This is a genomic window from Paraoerskovia marina, assembly GCF_900105445.1.
Lineage (GTDB): Bacteria > Actinomycetota > Actinomycetes > Actinomycetales > Cellulomonadaceae > Paraoerskovia > Paraoerskovia marina.
Map to the genome: position 1 here is coordinate 2,753,919 of NZ_LT629776.1, position 17,160 is coordinate 2,771,078.

The 17,160-nt window shown below is 69.1% G+C and carries 10 protein-coding genes; 3 read left to right on the plus strand and 7 right to left on the minus strand.

The window, feature by feature from the left end; genetic code table 11:
• Window positions 1–17 precede the first annotated feature (17 nt).
• Entirely contained in the window at window positions 18–1,253 is a 1,236-nt protein-coding gene (locus BLU20_RS12555; protein WP_083372716.1) for an acetoin utilization protein AcuC, read from the minus strand.
• Between the two features lie 137 nt (window positions 1,254–1,390).
• Between BLU20_RS12555 and BLU20_RS12560 the strand changes: the two genes are divergently transcribed.
• From BLU20_RS12560 to BLU20_RS12570, 3 genes are read left to right on the plus strand one after another with little or no spacing between them, the layout of a single operon-like run.
• The gene (locus tag BLU20_RS12560) at window positions 1,391–2,770 is read left to right on the plus strand and encodes a TrkH family potassium uptake protein (RefSeq protein WP_029252096.1); all 1,380 of its coding nucleotides are present in this window, start codon (window positions 1,391–1,393) and stop codon (window positions 2,768–2,770) included.
• A gap of 32 nt (window positions 2,771–2,802) precedes the next feature.
• On the plus strand, window positions 2,803–3,468 hold the full coding sequence (locus BLU20_RS12565; protein WP_083372717.1) for a potassium channel family protein: 666 nt from the start codon (window positions 2,803–2,805) through the stop codon (window positions 3,466–3,468).
• Between the two features lie 28 nt (window positions 3,469–3,496).
• Entirely contained in the window at window positions 3,497–5,059 is a 1,563-nt protein-coding gene (locus BLU20_RS12570) for a Na+/H+ antiporter (protein WP_083372718.1), read from the plus strand.
• Between the two features lie 15 nt (window positions 5,060–5,074).
• On the opposite strand, the gene BLU20_RS12575 is transcribed toward BLU20_RS12570, so the two are convergent.
• The 6 genes from BLU20_RS12575 to BLU20_RS12600 all read right to left on the minus strand — a co-directional run bounded on the left by BLU20_RS12575 (window position 5,075) and on the right by BLU20_RS12600 (window position 17,052).
• On the minus strand, window positions 5,075–6,571 hold the full coding sequence (locus BLU20_RS12575) for an APC family permease (protein WP_083372719.1): 1,497 nt from the start codon (window positions 6,569–6,571) through the stop codon (window positions 5,075–5,077).
• 136 nt (window positions 6,572–6,707) lie between these two features.
• The gene (locus tag BLU20_RS12580; protein WP_157270473.1) at window positions 6,708–12,095 is read right to left on the minus strand and encodes an alpha-L-arabinofuranosidase C-terminal domain-containing protein; all 5,388 of its coding nucleotides are present in this window, start codon (window positions 12,093–12,095) and stop codon (window positions 6,708–6,710) included.
• A 180-nt stretch (window positions 12,096–12,275) separates the two neighbouring features.
• Window positions 12,276–13,250: a galactofuranose ABC transporter, permease protein YjfF gene (gene yjfF / locus BLU20_RS12585; RefSeq protein WP_083373061.1), complete on the minus strand. Its 975-nt coding sequence runs from the start codon at window positions 13,248–13,250 to the stop codon at window positions 12,276–12,278.
• A gap of 74 nt (window positions 13,251–13,324) precedes the next feature.
• Window positions 13,325–14,401 carry an ABC transporter permease gene (locus tag BLU20_RS12590; RefSeq protein ID WP_083372721.1) on the minus strand — a complete coding sequence of 359 codons (1,077 nt, stop codon included), beginning with the start codon at window positions 14,399–14,401 and terminating at the stop codon, window positions 13,325–13,327.
• On the minus strand, window positions 14,401–15,939 hold the full coding sequence (locus BLU20_RS12595; RefSeq protein ID WP_083372722.1) for a sugar ABC transporter ATP-binding protein: 1,539 nt from the start codon (window positions 15,937–15,939) through the stop codon (window positions 14,401–14,403). Before BLU20_RS12595 ends, BLU20_RS12590 begins: the two co-directional genes overlap by 1 nt.
• 102 nt (window positions 15,940–16,041) lie before the next feature.
• On the minus strand, window positions 16,042–17,052 hold the full coding sequence (locus tag BLU20_RS12600) for an ABC transporter substrate-binding protein (protein ID WP_157270475.1): 1,011 nt from the start codon (window positions 17,050–17,052) through the stop codon (window positions 16,042–16,044).
• Window positions 17,053–17,160: the final 108 nt, after the last annotated feature.

Consider the following 17,160-nt stretch of genomic DNA (forward strand, 5'->3'; position numbering starts at 1 on the left):
CACCCCGGAAATCCACGTCAGAACGGGTCGTGGATCCCCAGCAGAGGGAACGCGGCCTTGCGGGTCGCCTGGATGGCCCGGTCGATCCCGAGGTCGGGGTCGAACCCGTCGTCCCAGGCCGCGTACTCGACGTCCGCGGCCTCGAAGACCTCGGGCGGTTCGAGCTCGGCAAGGTCGCGGACCCGCTCGCGCCAGGCGTCCGGGACGGGGGTCCCGTCGGGAATCGGCCGGTGCGCCGCGATCCCCAGCACGTGCGCCCACGCGAACGGCACGACCTCGACGACCGCGTACCCGCCGCCGCCCAGCGCGACCCAGCGGCCGTCGCAGAGCTCGTGCGTCAGGTCGTGGATCCACCGAGCCGCCTGCGCCTGGGCGCGCACCGAGACGCGCATGTCCGAGAGGGGGTCGAGCGAGTGGGAGTCGCAGCCGTGCTGGCTCACCACCGCCTGCGGCTCGAAGGCGCGCAGCACCTCCGGCACGACGGCGTCGACGGCCCGGAGCCACTCCGCCCCGGTGGTGCGCGACGGAAGCGCGATGTTCACCGCACTGCCGGGCGCCTGCGGCCCGCCCGTGTCCGTGGCGAACCCGGTGCCCGGGAAGAGCGTCGCGGGGCTCTGGTGCACCGAGACGGTCAGGACGCGCGGGTCGTTCCAGAACGCCGTCTCGACCCCGTCGCCGTGATGGGCGTCCAGGTCGACGTACGCCACACGCTCCGCTCCGTCGTCGAGCAGCCGACGGATCGCGGCGACGGCGTCGTTGTAGACGCAGAACCCGGACGCCGCCCCGGGCATCGCGTGGTGCATGCCTCCGGCGACGTTCACGGCGTGCTGGGTACGGCCCGACCAGACCGCACCCGCCGCGTCCCAGGACGCGCCGAAGATCCGGGCCGCGGCGACGTGGATGTCGGGGAAGACCGGGTCGTCGACCGTCCCGAGCCCGACGGAGAGGTCCGGCTCCTCGCCCGCGGCGGCGGCCCTGACGGCCTGGATGTACGCGACGTCGTGCACGCGCGCGATCGTCGCGTCGTCGGCCGAGACCGGCTCGACGACGTCGACGCCGTCCGCCTCGGTGATGCCGAGCGAGCGGACGAGGTCGACGGTGAGGTCGAGACGCGTCGGTGCCATCGGGTGGCCGGGACCGAAGTCGTACTGCAGGAAGTCGGGGCTCCAGAGCACCTGTACCTGGCTGCCGCCCGAGGCGCTGCCCGGTGCTCCAGCCTGGACAGGGGGGTGTGAGGACGTCGACGAAGCCATGCCCTCACGGTAACGCCGATGCACCGCCGTCCACCGTGGTGGTCGCCACGTGGGCGTCCTGACCACCGATCTGCGCCGTTCGTGGCAGAGTTGTGAAGAGTTGGAGCAGGACATCGGATCAGCGGACAGGAGCAGTGATGGCCCACGGCTGGTCCACGCGCCTGTTCGAGTGGCGCGAGTTCGTCGACCGCACCGCGCGCCAGTCCCCCGCCCGGCTCGCGGTGACGGTGTTCGGCGCCGTGATCGCCGTCTTCACCGCGCTGCTGATGGCCCCGTTCGCGACCGAGTCGGGCCGGCACGCCGCGTTCGTCGACGCCCTGTTCACCGCGACGTCGGCCGTCTGCGTCACGGGGCTCGTCGTCGTCCCGACCGGGACGTACTGGTCCACGTACGGGCAGGTCGTGATCCTGGTCGCCATCAAGGTCGGCGGGCTCGGGGTCATGACCCTCGCGTCGATCCTCGGCCTGGCGGTGTCCCGTCGCATCGGCCTGACCCAGCGCATCCTGACGGCGTCGGAGACCAAGACGCAGAAGCTCGGCGAGGTCGGATCGCTCATCCGCGTCGTCATCATCACGTCGACGACGCTCGAGCTCACCATCGCGCTCCTGCTCTTTCCCCGGTTCCTGGTCCTCGAGGAGACGATCGGGGAGGCGGCCTGGCACGGCCTCTTCTACGGCATCTCCGCCTTCAACAACGCGGGGTTCGTGCCGACGGCCGAGGGCCTCGCGCCGTACACCGCCGACTGGATGCTCTGCCTGCCCATCATCATCGGGGTCTTCGTCGGGTCGCTCGGGTTCCCCGTGATCCTGAACATCTTCAGCGCGCGCAAACGCGGCACCCGCGGGTGGAGCCTGCACACCAAGCTCACCCTGAGCGTCTCGGTGGGCCTCGTCGTTCTGGCCACCTTCCTCTTCGCGGTGTTCGAGTGGAACAACGACGAGACGCTGGGAGCGCACCCGTGGCCGGTCAAACTCCTCGCCGCCCTGTTCACCGGCGTGATGCCCCGCTCCGGCGGGTTCTCGACGATCGACACCGGCTCCATGCACGAGTCGAGCTGGCTCATCACCGACGCGCTGATGTTCGTCGGCGGCGGCTCCGCCTCGACCGCGGGCGGCATCAAGGTCACGACCCTCGCCGTCATGCTGATCGCCATCGTCGCCGAGGCCCGGGGCGACCGGGACATGGACGCGTTCGGCAAGCGCATCCCGCGCGACACGCTGCGCCTCGCGATCGCCGTGACCTTCATCGGCGCCTCCGCCGTCCTGCTCTCTTCGGTCGCGCTGCTCGAGATCACGGGATGGTCGCTCGACGTCATCCTCTTCGAGACGATCTCCGCGTTCGCGACCGTCGGCCTGTCCACCGGGGTCACCGGCTCGCTGCCCGAGGCGGGCAAGTACATGCTGGTCGCGCTGATGTTCATCGGCCGCATCGGGACGATGACCTTCGCGGCAGCCCTCGCCCTGCGCGACCGACGCCGCGTCATCCGCCGTCCCGAAGAACGTCCCATCATCGGCTGAGCGCCGATCCGTCCCACCACCGAGGAGTTCCCGTGCCCGACAAGAAGCAGAAGGACGCCGGCGTGCTCGTGATCGGGCTCGGCCGGTTCGGCACCGCGCTCGCCGAGACCCTGGAGCGACTCGGCCAGGACGTCCTCGGCGTCGAGCGCAGCCCCGACCTGATCGCCCAGTTCTCCGGCCAGCTCGCGCTCGTCGAGGCGGACGCGACCAACCCGACGGCGCTCGAGCAGCTCGGCGCCCGCGACTTCCCCGTCGCCGTCGTCGGCGTGGGGACGTCGCTGGAGGCCTCCGTCCTGATCACCGGCAACCTCGTCGACCTCGGGACGCCGCAGATCTGGGCCAAGGCCGTCTCCAAGGAGCACGGGCGCATCCTGCAGCGCATCGGTGCGCACCACGTGGTCTTCCCCGAGGCCGACGCCGGCAACCGCGTCGCCCACCTCGTCTCCGGCAAGCTGCTCGACTACATCGAGGTCGAGGACGGGTTCACCATCGTCAAGATGCGCCCGCCGCAGGAGACCCAGGGGTTCACGATCGCAGAGTCCAAGGTGCGCGAGAAGTACGGAGTGACGATCATCGGGGTCAAGTCGCCCGGTGTGGAGTTCGTCTACGCCGAGCCGGAGACCCGCATCTCGGCCAACGACATGATCGTCGTCTCCGGTCACGCCGAGCTGCTCGAACGCTTCGCCGCACGCCCGTAGCCCGCACCTCACCACCGCAGGAGGAACCATGTCGTCGATCGCGCTCTGGGGAGCGGTCATCGCGGGCATCGTCGTGCTCACGCCGCTGGCCGACCGCACCCGCGTGCCGCTGCCGGTCCTCCTGACGCTCTTCGGGCTGATGCTCCCGCTGGTCCCGGGCACTCCACACCTGAGCGTCGACCCCGACCTCATCCTCCCGCTCGTCCTGCCCCCGCTCCTCTTCGCGGCGACGCAACGGTCGACGGCGCGCGAGTTCCGCAGCCAGGCGACACCGATCCTGTTCCTGGCCGTCGGTCTGACGATCGCGTCGGCCGGGGTCGTCGCCGTCCTCGCCCACGCCGCCGGGATCCCGTGGGGACCTGCCTGGGTGCTCGGGGCCATCGTGGCGCCCCCGGACCCTGTCGCCGCGACCGCCGTCGCGCGACGCCTCCGCCTGCCCGGCCGCATCGTCACCGTCCTCGAGGGCGAGGGGATGTTCAACGACGCGACGGCGCTCGTGCTCTACCACGTGGCCGTCGCCGCGGTCGTGACCGGCGAGGTGAGCGCGGGGACGATCGGGCTCGACCTGGTGCTCGCCGTCGTGGTCGGCATCGGCGTCGGGCTGGTCGGGGGCTGGCTCGGGCACCGCGTGCTCGGGCGGATCCACCAGGCCGCCGCCGAGACGACCGTCACGATCGCGCTGCCGTTCGCCGTCTACCTCGTCGCCGAGGAGATCCACGGCTCGGGGGTGCTCGCCGTGCTGACCCTCGGGCTGCTGCTGCGGTCCGTGAGCCACACCTCCGTCACGTCGGCGGGATGGCTGCTCGGCCGCTCCGTGTGGGAGTACGCGGACTACCTCATCACCGGCGTCGTGTTCGTCCTGATCGGGTTCGAGCTGACCTACGTCATCGAGCACAGCCCCGTGGCGTCGTCGACCTGGGCCTTCGCCCTCGGCGTCGTCGCGGCGCTGGTGGCGCTCCGGTTCCTCTGGATGTTCCCCGCTGTCTGGATCCTGCGGAAGATCTCCCCCGAGAAGAGGGCATCGACGTTCAGCAACGCCGAGACGACGGTCATCTCCTGGGCGGGGATGCGGGGCGTGGTATCCGTCGCCTCCGCTCTTGCGCTGCCCGTGATCCTCGACGACGGCACGGACTTCCCCTACCGCGACACCGTCGTCTTCGTGGGCCTGATGGTCGTGCTCGTCACGCTCGTCCTGCAGGGTCTGACGCTCGCTCCCCTGGTCAAGCGCCTCGGCGTCGGGGACGAGACGGACGAGGCCGAGGAGATCGCGGCGCTGAGGACCCGTGCCACCCAGGCGGGGCTCGACTCGGCCCGGACGCGCGACGACGTCCCTCCCCTGGTCCGGCGCGCCGTCGTCGAGCAGTACGAGGGCCGTGTGGCCACGCAGAACGCTCGACGGAGCATCCGCCGGGGCGACGCGGAGGAGCTGGACGAGCCGCACGGCGAGACGCTCGCCGGGCTGCTGCGCGAGACGACCGAGGTCGAGCGCGACGTCGTCATCCACGCCCGCAACCACGGCGAGGTCAGTCCGGAGGTCGCGGACACCGTGCTCAACGAGATCGAGGCGCGGGCCGTCCGCGACGGGGACTGACACGCCCGCCGGGGCTCACCGGCGCTTGCGCGGCTCCGTCGCCCCCGGTCGGTCGGCGTCGAGCGAGGTGACGTCCTCGAACCCCGTCGTCCGTCGGAGCACTCGCCGGTTGTAGAGCCAGGTCGCGAACGAGAGCAGCAGGCCCACCGCCAGCAGTCCCGCGGCGATGACGTACTGCTGCTGCTGCTCGGTGCTGCGCGCCCACGGCCCCACGAGGAACGCGCAGGTCAGCGCTCCGAGGACGGCGACAGGGGTCCAGGTCCGGAAGTGTGCGTGGTCCACCGGGTCACGTCGCAGGACGAGGACGGCGACGTTCACCACCGCGAAGACGCACAGCAGCAGCAGCGACGTCGTCCCCCCGAGCAGACTGACGGCGTTCGCCCCCTCCTGCGTGGCGCTGGCCCGCACGACGTACACGATGAGGCCGTAGGAGAGCAGCGTGGTCACGACGATCGCGACCCACGGCGTCTGACGGCGGGCGTGGACCCGGCCGAAGACGCGGGGCAACGTGCCCTGGTTGGCCAGGCCGTAGAGCAGCCGCGACGCCATCAGCATGTTGATCAGCGCCGAGTTGGCGACGGCGAACATCCCGATGAAGGGGAAGATGACGTCGAACGGCAGGTTCGGCGCCCCGGCGGCCACGACCTGGGTGAGCGCCGAGGCGTTGTCCGGGTCCGTCAGGTCGCCGACCGGGACGAGCGCGACCGCCGTGATCGCGACGAGCACGTAGATGAGGCCCGTGATCGACAGTCCGGTGATCATCATCCGGGGAAAGTCGCGCACCGGGTCCTGGCACTCCTCCGCCATGTTGACCGAGTCCTCGAAGCCCACCATCGCGAAGAAGGCCAGCGTCGTCGCCGCGGTGACCGCCACGAAGATCCCCCGGTCGTCCGCCGACTCGAAAACCACGACGCGGGAGAAGTCCGCGCGCCCCTGCGTCATCCCCCAGAGGCCGACGAAGATGACGAGAAGCAGCCCCGAGAGCTCCACCATCGTCAGCACGACGTTGGCCTTCACGCTCTCCGAGACCCCGCGGAAGTTCACCAGCGCGACCAGCGTCATGAACCCGAGCGCGATCGCGAGCAAGCCGCCCCCGCCGTCCGACAGCTCCAGCCCGAAACCGTCGTTCAGGAAGCCCGCGAAGGCGTTCGAGGCCGTCGACGCCGAGGTGATCCCCGAGCTCATCACCATGAATGCGACGACGAACGTGAGCAGGTGGATGCCGAATGCCTTGTGCGTGTACAGCGCCGCCCCGGCGGCCTGCGGGTACTTGGTGACGAGCTCGAGATACGAGAACGCGGTGAGCGTCGCGACCGCGAAGGCGATCAAGAACGGCGCCCACGCCGCGCCGCCGACCTCGCCCGCGACCTCACCGGTCAGGGCATAGACCCCGGTGCCGAGGATGTCCCCGATGATGAAGAGCAGAAGGAGCTTGCGCCCCATCACCCGCTTCAGCTCCGGTTGCGCGGCAGCCGTGCCGGCCGGTGCCTCCTGATCGGACGGACGTTCCATCGCGAGCCTCCCCTGCACCGCGCCGACCCACCCTTGGGCCGCTCAGGTTCAGTCAAGACCCGCGCGCCGTTGCTCGCACGACGAGGGTCCCGGACGGCTCGTCCGGGACCCTCGCACCGTCACCCGACCGCTCGGGTCAGCCGGTCACCTCCCACGGCCCCCACGGAGCACCCGGAACCTGGTTCCGCGTCCACCACCGCGCCGTGTACCTCACCTGCTCGTGCACCACCACGTCACCCGCGGTGAACACCCGCGACGGCGTCCAGATCGACACACCGTCACCGTCCTGCGCCATCTCCTGCCACGGACCGGTCACCGAACCCGGCTCCTGGTTCGAGGACCACCACATCGCCTCGAACACCGAACCCTCGAACGAGACCCGATCACCAGCCGTGTAGACCGCCGACGCATCCCACACCGCGACATCCGGCACACACACCTCGCCCGAGTCACCCTTGGTCCACGTCCACGACTCCGGGTTCTTCGTCACCGACGGCGCGTCCGAGAGCACGTACCCCTCCACAGGGGTCGCCACCACCTTCACCCCACCGTCCTTCTTCCGGGACTCGACATACTCGACCCCCTCCACCACCGGCAACGGCGCACCCGTGACATTCCCCGGACCACACTCGTCCGTCCACGACGGACGCAACAGCGTCACCTCGGTCCGCTCGTCCTCCGCCTCGGCAAGGCGGAGGAAGGTCACCGACGAGGCGGGAAAGTCGTAGGTGAACTGGTTCGCGCCGCCGTCCCACAGCCGCTCGACGGGGACCACGTTGGTCTTGTCGGCCTTGGTGTTGGTCGACGACGGGTCGGCGACGATCTCCGTGACCGCCACGTCGGTGCCCACCTCGAACGACCCGGTGACGTCAACCGCCGTCCGGGCGACCGACGCCCCGGGGTTGACGACCTTGACGATCAGCTCACCGGTGGCGTCGTCGTGCGTCACGACCTGGTAGAGCGACTTCTCCGTCGGTTCGGTGTACGTCATCTGGAGCTCGCCGTCGAGATAGAGCTCGATGGTGCGCCCGTCGACGACGACCTTGACGTGGTAGTCGCGACCGATCTCCACAGACTCGCCCTCGAGAGCCTTCACCTCGCCGGCGGAACCACCGTCGGCGCGCTGGAGGACAGACCGCGAGTTGTTCCACCCGCCGAGGTTCCACCAGTAGTAGTCGTTGGCTCCTCCGGCGGCGAAGCCCACGAGGAATCCCTCCTTGCCGGAGACCTTCCGGGCGTCGAGCTCGAGCGTGTAGTTCGACCAGTCGACGTCGTAGGCCCCCGTCGGCACGGACCGGGCGTCCTCGACCGACCCCGTCTGGACGTACTCGCCGTCGTTCACGGCCCACGACCTCGCGACGGACTCCCAGCCGGACGCGTCGTCGAAGGAGTCGACGAACAGCTCGTCGCCCGAGGTGTTGTCCGTCACCCTGACGTCGTCGTACGCGGCCTGGGTGGCCCACGTCGACAGGAAGACGCCGCCGTCGAGCGCCGCAGAGTCCGCGGCACCCGTGTGGGTGCTCGGGACGACCTCGTCACCGACGTTGTTCATGAACAGGTGCTGGTTCCAGTAGTTCACCGAGCCCCACGACTCGTCGTTGTCGAACCACATCATGTCCGGGGACCACTGGACGTAGTCCTCGTTGGCGAACATCGGCGCGTACGACGCGAGCTCGACGAGGTCCGAGTTGCGCTCCAGGCCGGTCATGTAGGCCGCTTCCGCGAGGGCGTTGCCCCACGTGTTCCCGCGCGAGGCGTACTCGCCGAGGAACACGTGCGGACCCTCGCGGTCGTAGGAGTCGTAGCGCTCGGTGTTCTGCAGGAACCACGAGGGGTCGTTGTAGTAGTGCTCGTCGACCATGTCGACGCCCTGCTCGCGGTTGAACTCCCACAGCTCGTCGAACCGAGCCCCGGTGTCGTCCGGACCCGAGTTGGAGATGATCTCGACGTCCCACCCGTGCTCGGCCGCCGCTGCCTCGATCGCGTCGCGGAACGCCAGGAAGTTTGCCTGGAACGTGTCGGTGTTCTCCTCGTTCCCCAGCCCGATGTACGGCAGCTCGAAGGGCTCCGGGTGGCCCAGGTCTGCGCGGACCGCACCCCACTCGGTGTCGACGTCGCCCTTGGCGAACTCGACGAGGTCGACGGTGTCGGCGACCCAGCGGTCGAAGTTCTCGTCGCCCTCGACCATCTCAGGAATCGACGAGCCGCAACCGTTGGCTCCCACGGACACCACGGGCAGCGGGAAGGCACCGAGGTCCTCGGCCCACTCCATGTACTCGAGGTATCCGATGCCGTACGACTGGTTGTAGCCCCAGAAGTTCCAGTTGGTCGGACGCTCCTCGACCGGCCCGAGGGTCTCCTTCCACTGGTAGGTCCGGGTGCGGTCCTGGCCGTCGGAGCCGAGGTAGGTGTCGAACGTCCCGACGTTGGTGACGCAACCGCCGGGGAACCGGAGGAACTCCGGGTTGAGCTCCGCGACCATCTCCGCCAGGTCCTTGCGCAGCGGACTCTTCCCGTTGACAGGGCCGACCCACGTGTCCTCCGGGAACAGCGAGACCATGTCGAGGCGCAGCCTGCCCTCCGCTCCCGAGACGAGCTCGAGACGCGCGTCGTTCGCGGTGCCCGAGACGGTCATGGTGGTCTCGTACTGCTTCCACTCGTCCGACCCGTCGACGGCGACCGACCCTGTCGCGTAGGTGGTCTCCCCGTCGGCAGAGACCACCCGCACGGTCAGCTCCTGCGCGACGGCGGACCGCGCCCAGACCGAGGCGTCGTACGTCGCCCCGTCCTCGACGGCGACACCCTCGTTGTAGGAGGAGTTGGCCACTCCCGTGCTGCCGTCCGAGTCGACGGTGAGATAGAAGCGGTTGGACTCGTTGAGCCACTCGTCCTCGTCCGACTCGACGGCGATGTCACCACCACCGACCTGTGACCACGCGGTCAGACCCGTGAACGAGCGGTTGTCGGAGCTGTTGAACTCGAACGACCGGTTGCGGACGAGCTCGGCGTAGAGCCCGCCGTCCGCGGCGTAGTTGATGTCCTCGTAGAACGCTCCGTAGAGGTTGTCGCTCATCTCCGCGCGTGCGGCATCGGTGTCGACCACGATCTGGTGCTCGGTCATCTCGAGGGGGACGAGCACGAGACGAGCAGCGTCGGACCGGTCCCCCAGGACGAGCGCTCCGTCGACGTCCTCGACGAGGGCCTTGTCGCCGACGAGCACGACGATCGTCCCCCCACCGACGTCGGAAAGGCGGACGGCGACAGCCTCGTCACCCGGGACACCGACGGTCAGTCGGTCGTCCGCGAGCACCACCGGTGCGCCGCCGGAGGTTTCGAGCGTCACGGGCGAGCCGTCACCGTCGGCGGGCGTGGCCACGAAGCTCGTGGTCGACAACGGGCGGGTGTCGACGAGCGAAAGCGCGCCGTCGTCGGACAGGTAGCGACCGTCCGCGCCCTGCACGGTGAACGGCCCCTCCGGGACGACGTCCGCACCCTCCGACTCGACGAGCGCGAAGTAGTCGAAGGCCACGTCATGGCTCGGCGCGCTGCCGGCAGCAAGCGCGAAGATCCCGATCTGCGTGGTGTCGGCCGCCAACGTCGTGGTGCCGGCCTCGAGCCACTGAAGACCGTCCCAGGCCGAGACGGTGAACGTGTCACCAGTGCGTGCCAGCCGGAGGGTCTCACCGGTGGAGCCCTCGCGGGCCTCGAACGTCGCGGAGTACGCCGCGTCGACCTCTGTCCCGGTCTCGATGCCCACGGGCCCGCCTGCAAAGACGCTCGCGTGGGTCAGTCCGGCCCGCACGTAGTTGTCGTCGTCCTCCCAGGCGATGATGCCTGCCCCCTGGAAGTCCGCGCTCGGAGTGGCTGCGAGCGACGTCTGCGCGACGAAGTCACCGGCGGGGACGTCGACGAGGAAGATGTTCTCGTAGTTGTTGTCGCCCTGGTAGGTGTCGCCGGGCTGTGAACGCACCGTGAGGGCGCCGCCGCCGGAGGTCCAGGCAGTGGGCTCCTCGTGGGCGATCGACCACCGCGGGTCGAGGTCGTCGGTGTCGAACTGGTCGACCCAGGCACCGTCCGGCAGGGGTGCCGGCGTCGATGCCGCGACCGTCACGGCGACCGTGGCGCTACCGTGCGGCGAGGTCGCCGTGACGGTGGCCTCACCGTCGGCGACCGCGGTGATCACACCCGACTCCACCGTGGCGACGGACTCGTCGTCGCTCGACCAGGTGACGGTCCTGTCCCCGGCGGTCACCGGAGTCACGGTGGCTCGCACCACGACGGTGTCCCCGGTCCTCAGAGACACCTCGTCCCGGTCCAGCGCGAGGCCCTCGGCCAGCAGGTCGGGCTGGAGCGCCTCGAGAAGGTCCTCCTGCTCCCCGGCCGTGATCGGGACCACCGTGCCGTGGCGAGGGCTCGTCGGCAGCTCGACGTCGGGGAGCGACGTCCAGTCACCAGAGTCGAGGTCGTCGGTCTGGAAGAGCATGTAGCCCTCACCGCCGTGGTACGACGGCTGGTCGATCATCAGGTACCAGGAGTCGTCCTCGAGCGAGGGGAACATCGTCGGCCCCTCACCGTTGGCGAACTCCCCGCCCCACGGGTTCGGCTCACCGACACCGACCTGCTCGGCAATCAGGTCCCAGCCGTCCCCGGCGGTCACCCCCTGGGTGCGCAGAAGGTCGTCCGAGACCTCCTGGCGGACGGTCATGTCGCGCTCGTCCTTGGTCAGCCGGAAGTACGTGCTCCCCCCGTCATCGTCCGCGAGCTCGGCGACGGTGGAGTCGATCATGCCGCGACCGTCGCCGCGGTTCATGTCGACCCAGACCGCGGGCTCGGAGAAGCTGCCCTCGGAGAAGTCCGGCGTCGTCGCGTACATCATCCGCTGGTAGGACGTGCTGATGTCGCGATCCTCGGGGGCCACGTCGGACGGGTAGAGGGCCGAGGCCCAGTACACGACGAACTTCCGGCTCTCCGCGTCCCAGTGGGCCTCGGGTGCCCAGAGGTTGCCCGCGGTCGCCGGAGCGAGGGCGATCTCGCGCTGCTCGGACCACGTGATCAGGTCGGCAGACTCCCAGACCATCATCGAGCGACTGCCGGTCTCCTGGGCGTCCCCGAAGTTCCCTCCGCCGGAGATCTTCAGGTCGGTGGCCAGGAGGTAGTACATGCCCGTCTCGGGATGACGGATCAGGAACGGGTCGCGCAGCCCCTCTGTACCGAGACTCGACTCGATCACGGGGCGACCGTCGTTGAGCGTGTGCCACGTCTCGGGGTCGTCCGACTCACTGACGGCGAGGTAGATCTTCTCGCCCTCGGCGCCTTCCCCCTCGAAATAGGGGAAGACGTAGGCGTCGAACGCGGAGTCGTCCACGTCGACCGCGGTCGGGACGATGCTCGGGGTGGCCGCGTCGACGGGCAGGGCAAGGGCGGAGGGCACGCCGAGGGTGGCGACCATCGCTCCGGCGAGCCCGAGCGCCGTCCAGGACCTGCGTAGGCGTCGGCCACGGCCGACAGGGAGATTCGTACTCATGTCACTCGCTCTCTCATCGTTGAGAAGTCGGGATACAGAACGTGAGCGCTCAGTCCATGTGAGCGTTAACATCACCTCGGGAGGTCGGAGACCGGAACGGAGATACCGGACCGTTCATCACGGACGGTGGACCGGCGGCGGGCAGCACCCGCCGCCGGTCCAGGACGCCACCCGGGACAGCTACGTGCGCCGCGCCGCAAGAACGCGCTGCAGGACGACGAACACGAGGAGCAGTGCCCCGATGAAGATCTTGGTCCACCACGAGCTCAGGGTGCCCTCGAAGGTGATGACGGTCTGGATCAGGCCGAGGACGAGGACACCGAGCACCGAGCCGAGGACGAACCCGGTCCCGCCCGTCAGGATCGTGCCGCCGATGACGACGGCCGCGATCGCGTCCAGCTCCATCGCCACACCCGTGAGCGAGTAGCCCGAGCGCGAGTACATCGCGAACAACAGCCCGCCGAGACCCGCACAGGTACCCGAGATAACGTAGACGAGCACCTTGGTCCGGGCCACGGGCAGGCCCATGAGCCTCGCCGACTGCTCGCCGCCGCCGATGGCGTACACCGTCCTGCCGAACTGCGTGTAGTGCAGCAGGTAGAACGCGAGCGCGACGACCACGAGGGCGACGACCACGCTCGTCGTCATCCGCCACTGGCCTGCGATCCACGTGTCCCAGCTCGCTATCGCGACGAACGTCTCGTCAGAGATGGGGATCGACTCGGGAGCGATCACGAAGCACAGGCCGCGGGCAAAGAACATCCCCGCCAGCGTCGCGATAAACGGCTGTACCTCGAAGACGTGCACCATGATCCCGATCAGGAGCCCGATCACGGACCCCACCAGCACCACGAGCGGAAGCACCACGAGCACCGGCACCCCGCTCTGGAGCAGAGATGCCGCGCTGACCGCCGACAGCGCGAGGACCGCGCCGACCGACAGGTCGATGCCACCGGTCAGGATGACAAAGGTCATGCCGACGGCCAGCACGATGAGGAACGAGTTGTTGATGAACAGGTTGGCCAGGACCCCCGGAGAGAGGAAGTTGTCGTAGCGGACGCCGCCGATCACGAGGATCAGGGCGAGCACCACGAAGGTTCCCAGGACCGGCAGGTATCTGCGGTCGACGTGCAGACGACGGACCATCGAGGTCATCCGCGGGCCTTTCTCGTGAGAGCGGGAGGCCGTGCGCTCCCCGGTCGGGGTCTTCTCGGGCGTGACGATCGCCATCAGGCCGCCACCTCCTCGGGTCGGGCGGCACGTCGTCGCGAACGCGCAGCGAGCTTTTCGCGCACCACCGGGGACTGCAGCAGTGTCACGGCGATCACCACCACGGCCTTGAACAGTGGCGTGACCAACGGGGAGACGCCGACGATCGTCACGGTGAGGGTCAGCGTGGTGATGATGAAGACGCCGACCAGCGTCCCCGAGAGCGAGAACTTCCCGCCCTGGAGCGACGTGCCGCCGATGACGACGGCGAGGATCGCGTCGAGCTCGATGAACAGGCCGGCGTTGTTCGCGTCGGCCGCCATCACGTTCGACGCCAGGATCAGACCCGCGAGCCCGGAGAAGAGGCCCGAGAGGGCGAACACGGTCCAGACGATCGTGCGCGCCTTCACGCCCGCGAGTCGCGACGCCGACGGGTTGATGCCCACCGACTCGACCAGCATCCCGAGCGCCGTGCGGCGGGTCAGGGCGGCCACGAGCGCGTATACGCCGAGGGCGACGAGCGCTGCGACCGGCAGACCGAGCCAGAACCCCGATCCGAGCGTCTTGAACGGCGCGCTGGTCACCGTCGTGATCTGCCCCTCGGTGATGAGCATCGCGATACCGCGGCCGGCGGTCATGAGGATGAGTGTCGCGATGATCGGCTGGATGCCCACGACCGAGACCAGGAACCCGTTCCAGACTCCCAGGAAGAGACACAGCAGGAGGGCGATGCCCATCGCGACGAGCACCGTGGAGACGGCACCGGGGTTCGGCGAGGACGCGATGAAGCTCAGCGAGACCGCCCCCGCGATCGCGACCGTCGCACCGACCGAGAGATCGATGCCACGGGTCGCGATGACCAGTGTCATACCGAGCGCCACCAGCAGCAGTGGCGCCGAGTTGCGGAGTATGTCGATCGGGGCGCCGAAGAGGTGCCCGTCGAGAACGCTGATCGCCAGGAAGTCCGGGCTGTGGACGGTGTTCGCCAGAAGAAGCACCGCCAGGGCGACGAGCGGCCAGAAGAGCGGGTGACGGACGACGCGGCTCAGGCCGCCGGAGTAGTCAGTGCGTGAACGCGTACCGGTGGTCGGGGACATCAGCGTCCTCCTCCGCTCGCAATGAGTTCGACGACGTCGTCCACACCGACGTCCTCTGAGTTGGTGATCTCCGCGACCTTCTCGCGGTCGCGCATGACGGCGATCCGGTGGCTGAGCCGCAGGACCTCCTCGAGCTCTGCCGAGATGAAGACCACGGCCATGCCCTTCGCCGCGAGGTCCGCGACGAGCTTCTGGATCTCGGCCTTCGCCCCGACGTCGATTCCACGGGTCGGCTCGTCAAGGATGAAGAGCTCTGGTGCGGTGGCGAGCCAGCGGGCGAGGAGAACCTTCTGCTGGTTGCCGCCGGAGAGGTTGCGCAGCAGGGCGTCCGGGTTGGCCGGCCGGATGTTGAGCGCGGCTATGTAGCGCTCGACGATCTCGTCCACCTGCTTCGCCGGCACCCGGCGCATCCACCCGCGTCCGGCCTGCAGACCGAGCACCATGTTCTCGCGGACCGTCAGATCGCCGACGACGCCCTCGAGCTTTCGGTCCTCCGACGAGAAGGCGATGCCCTCGGCGATCGCCGCACGAGGGTTGCGGAGCCGGGTCGGCACGTCCTTGACGCGTGTCGTGCCCGTGTCGGCGCGGTCGGCACCGCTGAGCAGTCGTGCGACCTCGGTACGACCGGACCCGAGCAGGCCGGCCAGCCCGACGACCTCACCGGGGTAGACCTCGAGGTCGAAGGGTTGGACGCTGCCCTTGCGGCCGAGCCCCACGGTCTGGATGAAGGGCGCGGCTCCGTCCGTCGGGTCGATCGCGTGGTCGGTCCGCACGTGCAGGTCCTCGAGGACCTCCATGGACCGGCCGATCATCGTCGAGACGAGCTCGAGCCGTCCCATCTCGGAGACCAGGTGCTCTCCGACGAGCCGGCCGTTGCGCAGCACCGTCATCCGGTCGGAGATCTCGTAGACCTGCTCGATGAAGTGGGACACGAAGAGGATCGCGACCCCGTCGTTCCGCAGCCGGCGGACGACCGCGAACAGCTGCGCGACCTCGTCGGCGTCGAGGCTCGACGTCGGCTCGTCGAGGATCAGCACCTTGGCGTCGACCACCATCGCACGACTGATCGCGACGAGCTGTTGCACGGCGATCGAGTGGGATCCGAGAGAGGACGACGGGTCGATGTCCAGGCCCATCGTCGACAGGTGGCGGGCAGCCTCACGCCGCGTCGCCCGCCAGTTGATGGCACCGAGTCGCCGAGGCTCGTGCCCGAGCATGATGTTCTCGGCGACCGAGAGGTTGTCGCACAGGTTGACCTCCTGATATACGGTCGCAACACCTGCGTCCTGTGCCTCGCCGGGCCCGGAGAACCGGTGGGGCGTCCCGCTGACGAGGATCTCGCCGGCGTCGATCCCGTAGACGCCCGTGAGCGCCTTGATCAGGGTGGACTTCCCGGCGCCGTTCTCGCCCATCAGGGCGTGCACCTCCCCCGGGAACAGGCGGAAGTCGACCTGGTCGAGAGCCTTGACGCCGGGAAACTCGATCGAGATCCCGGTCATCTCGACGACCGGCCGCGTCGCGGTCTCGTGGTTCGTCATCGTTGACCTTCCATGGATCGCGGCGGTGCGGGCGCGCCGCACCGCCGCGGTGCGGGGCCGCCGGGGCGTGGTCGGTGCCACGCCCCGGCGGGTCGGTGTGGATCAGTACTCGCGCGAGGGCAGAGCCTCGACAGCCGCCTCCTGGTCGAACGCCTTGTCCTTGACGACGATGCGCTTCTCGACGGCCTCGCCCGCGATGACCTTCTTGGCGACGTCGGCCAGGTCCGGGCCGAGCAGCGGGTTGCACTCGACGATGTAGTTGATCTTTCCGTCGGCGAGCGCCTGCATGCCGTCCTTGACGGCGTCGACCGTGATGATCTTGATGTCCTCGCCGGGGACCATGCCCGCTGCCTCGATGGCCTCGATGGCCCCGAGACCCATGTCGTCGTTGTGCGCGTAGACGAGGTCGATGTCGTCGTACTTCTGGAGGAAGCCCTCCATGACCTGCTTGCCCTCGGTCCGCGTGAAGTTGCCCGTCTGCGAGTCGATGATCTCGAGGTCGCTGCCCTCGATCGCCGTCTCGAAGCCGGCCTTGCGGTCGATCGCCGGTGCGGCACCGGTGGTGCCCTGCAGCTCGACCACCTGGTAGCCCTCGCCGTCGTACTGCTCGACCGCCCATTCGCCTGCCGTCTCTCCCTCGAGGACGAAGTCGGAGCCGATGAACGACTCGTAGAGGCTGTCGTCGTCGGAGTCGACGGCACGGTCCGTCAGGATCACGGGGATGTCGGCCGCCTTGGCCTCCTCGAGGACGGCGTCCCAGCCGGTCTCGACCACGGGCGAGAAGGCCAGGACGTCCACACCCTGCTGGATGTAGGAGCGCAGGGCCTGGATCTGGTTCTCCTGCTTCTGCTGGGCGTCCGAGAAGCTGAGGTCGAACCCGTTCTCCTGGGTGAGCGTGTCCTGGATGGACTTCGTGTTGGCGGCGCGCCATCCGGACTCCGCACCCACCTGGGAGAAGCCGATGCTGATGGTCTCCTCGGCCGCCGAGCCGGTGTCCCCGCTGTCGGAGCCGGCGTCGGTGGAGGCCTGCTCCGAGCTGCAGGCAGCGAGGCCCAGCACGGCGAGGCTGGCAATCATGGCGCCGGCGGTGCGACGTCGGGTGCTGCTGAACATGTTCTCCTCCTTGAGACCCGGGGCGCGTCGGTGCGACCCGGAAGTTGTGCGATGTTGATGCTCTTTGTGAGATTCTGCTGACGATCGTGCGGCGTCATGTGCTCCCCG

Bases quoted from the DNA above. Each gene is read 5' to 3' on its own strand.
- BLU20_RS12555 (WP_083372716.1), bottom strand. From the start codon at position 1,253: ATGGCTTCGTCGACGTCCTCACACCCCCCTGTCCAGGCTGGAGCACCG.
- BLU20_RS12560 (WP_029252096.1), top strand. From the start codon at position 1,391: ATGGCCCACGGCTGGTCCACGCGCCTGTTCGAGTGGCGCGAGTTCGTC.
- BLU20_RS12570 (WP_083372718.1), top strand. From the start codon at position 3,497: ATGTCGTCGATCGCGCTCTGGGGAGCGGTCATCGCGGGCATCGTCGTG.
- BLU20_RS12575 (WP_083372719.1), bottom strand. From the start codon at position 6,571: ATGGAACGTCCGTCCGATCAGGAGGCACCGGCCGGCACGGCTGCCGCG.
- BLU20_RS12580 (WP_157270473.1), bottom strand. From the start codon at position 12,095: ATGAGTACGAATCTCCCTGTCGGCCGTGGCCGACGCCTACGCAGGTCC.
- yjfF (WP_083373061.1), bottom strand. From the start codon at position 13,250: ATGACCTCGATGGTCCGTCGTCTGCACGTCGACCGCAGATACCTGCCG.
- BLU20_RS12590 (WP_083372721.1), bottom strand. From the start codon at position 14,401: ATGTCCCCGACCACCGGTACGCGTTCACGCACTGACTACTCCGGCGGC.
- BLU20_RS12595 (WP_083372722.1), bottom strand. From the start codon at position 15,939: ATGACGAACCACGAGACCGCGACGCGGCCGGTCGTCGAGATGACCGGG.
- BLU20_RS12600 (WP_157270475.1), bottom strand. From the start codon at position 17,052: ATGTTCAGCAGCACCCGACGTCGCACCGCCGGCGCCATGATTGCCAGC.